Origin of the sequence: Occallatibacter sp. (genome assembly GCF_049802275.1) — a bacterium.
Lineage (GTDB): Bacteria > Acidobacteriota > Terriglobia > Terriglobales > Acidobacteriaceae > Telmatobacter.
This window is the reverse complement of record NZ_JBARMD010000455.1, coordinates 1-2,372: the sequence shown is the minus strand read 5'-3', so window position 1 is coordinate 2,372 and position 2,372 is coordinate 1. Positions and strand designations below refer to the sequence as shown.

Sequence of the window (2,372 nt, the reverse complement as noted above, 5' to 3'; positions counted from 1 at the left end):
GGCGGGTGCGTCGTCCGTGTGCCGCGAACCTCGACGCCTTGTAACGTCATGGTTCCGAGGTCTTCGACGAGTGGATTGGAATGATCCTGGTCTTGACTCGCCTGGTTCAAGCGGTTCGTCCTGGCCTGCGTCTCGGCGTTGACGCGTCGGGCTTTGTCGAAGTTGATGAAGAAGTCTCCCGCGTCTGATTCCCAGCAACCATCGCGATCTTCCATCCTGGGCATCTTCAGCACGACGAGGCTTCGCTTCAGCGAGTCCCACTGATACTGCGTATCTGTCGTCGGATCGCACTCCAAGCCAGTTGTCTGTGGCGGTCCCTTGTGATTGGGGTCCGGAAACGTCGAAGTTCCCAGGTATCGTCCATGCGAGTCGAATGCCTCAGTGTCTGAATAGTGGTAGACCACCGGGTTGCCGTCACTCCCGGGAGAGGTGTTGGTCATACCAAACTCGGCCGAGTATGGCAGATGGCGCACTGGATCCGGCAGGCAACTCATCGCAGAACGAGGCTTGGGTTTCGGCGGCTGTTGGGCAGTCCCCGCCTGCGTGAGTATCACCGCAACAATCGCAACTGCGATCTGGCTTTTGCGCATGCGTGTCCCCGGCAACCAAAGGCGCAATCAGTTTCCCCCGGAAGACCTGCTTGCGCAAGTCTTTCTTTGCATCACGCCACCAGGCTCTTCAGCACCTTTACGTTCCGCTCCTCGTCGCCCGGATCATCGTTGGGTGTCTCCGCAATAAACGCACAATCCGCAAACCGCGGATCGTTCAGCAGCCAGCGAAACGGCTCCACGCCAATATTTCCCTGCCCGATATGTTCGTGCCGGTCCAGCTTCGATCCGCGCAGCGCCTTGGCGTCGTTGCAGTGCCACACTCTCACTGCATCCACGCCAAACGTGATATCGGCCTGCGTGATCGTCTCGGCGTAGCCCTCGGGCGTGACAATGTCGTATCCGGAAACATGCGTATGGCAAGTATCGAGGCACACTCCCACAGGCGCATGCGTCTTCAGCCGCAGCACCAGTTCCGCCACCTGCTCAAAGTTGCCGCCCAGCGAGCACTCCGCACCCGCAGTGTTTTCAATCAGGATGCTGAAATCGGTACCTTGCCAAGGCAGCCCGTCTACTGCCTTCGCAATCGACTCCGCCGCCAGCTTCAGCCCCTCATTCCGCGTCATGCCCTTCCACGACCCCGGATGCAGGACGAGGAACTCGGCGCCCAGCGTCAGCGCACGCTCAATCTCCCCGCGAAACGCCGCGACACTCTTGTCCCGAATATCCACTGTCTGGCTGCAGACATTCACCAGGTAGCTGGTGTGGATGACGAGCGGCCCCACATCATACTTTGCGCGTAGCGCCCGCATCCGCTCGGCCTGCGCAGGGTCGATCTTCGGCGCCCGCCACATCCGCGGGCTCGACGAAAAAATCTGAAGTGTGTTCGCGCCAATTTCCTTCGCGCGCTCGACCGCATTGGAAGCGCCACCCGCCGTCCCAAGGTGAACCCCGATCCGCTTGCTCATTCCCCGATTCTAAATCGGCGAAGAAGGTCAATCTAAACACATACAGTGGGTGCCCCATCCAAGCCGCGCTCTTTGCGGCTTGGGTGGGAGAGCAACGAACTCCAGCCGGACCTGCCCCCTACGACAACACCTTCATCGCATCAGGATCCCACTTCACCACCGCGCCCCGCTCAATGCTCAGATTGCTCAGCAGCGCCGCCCCTGCAGCCCGATATCCGAACACTGCATCCTCGACCACCGGCTTCCGCGATCGCACCGAGGCGAAGAAGTTCTTGAAGTGGTCGTACTGATCGCTGTATCCCGGGGGTGCAACATATTTCTCGTAGCCGACGGGCGTCGGACCCTCAGGATGCCGCCGCGGATACTTCTTTGCGTATTCCGCCTCGATCTCGGCCTGCATAGCCTTGGGGAATGTATCGATAGTCAGCCCTGGTTCCTTCTCGCGCGGAACGCGATTCACGGCCAGCCACGTCCAGCCAATCTCCATGGTCCCTTCATCGCCAGTAAAGATCAGGCTTTCGCTCTCGTCGCCGCCATCCACGAAATTCACGCGCAGGCTGAGGTTGAATCCCTCGCGATAATTGAACAGCCCCAGCACCACATCGTCGGCATCACGTCCATCCTTCCAATATCGAATCGCACCCGTCGCCATGCCCTGTGTCGGCCCATTCGTTCCCGTGACAAAATTTGTGCCGCTGAACAGATGCACAAACAGGTCCCCAGCCACGCCGCTGCCATACGCCTTCCACTTGCGCCACTGGAAAAACTGCTCCGCGCTGAACGGAATCTTCGGAGCCGTGCCCAGAAACCGCGGCCAGTCGCACGTCTCCGGCGAAGCATCCGGCGGAATCGTGTA

Annotated in this window: 3 protein-coding genes; all 3 read right to left on the bottom strand. The window is 59.9% G+C overall.

Annotated features, from left to right (window positions below; all coding sequences use genetic code 11):
* On the bottom strand, positions 1 to 590 hold a 590-nt coding region (locus WA354_RS15685; protein ID WP_472813961.1), incomplete at its 3' end, for a hypothetical protein.
* A gap of 71 nt (positions 591 to 661) precedes the next feature.
* Positions 662 to 1,516, bottom strand: a complete 855-nt coding sequence (locus WA354_RS15680; protein WP_472813960.1) for a deoxyribonuclease IV — start codon at positions 1,514 to 1,516, stop codon at positions 662 to 664.
* A gap of 118 nt (positions 1,517 to 1,634) precedes the next feature.
* A partial coding sequence (locus WA354_RS15675; RefSeq protein ID WP_472813959.1) for a Gfo/Idh/MocA family protein occupies positions 1,635 to 2,372 on the bottom strand: 738 nt, incomplete at its 5' end.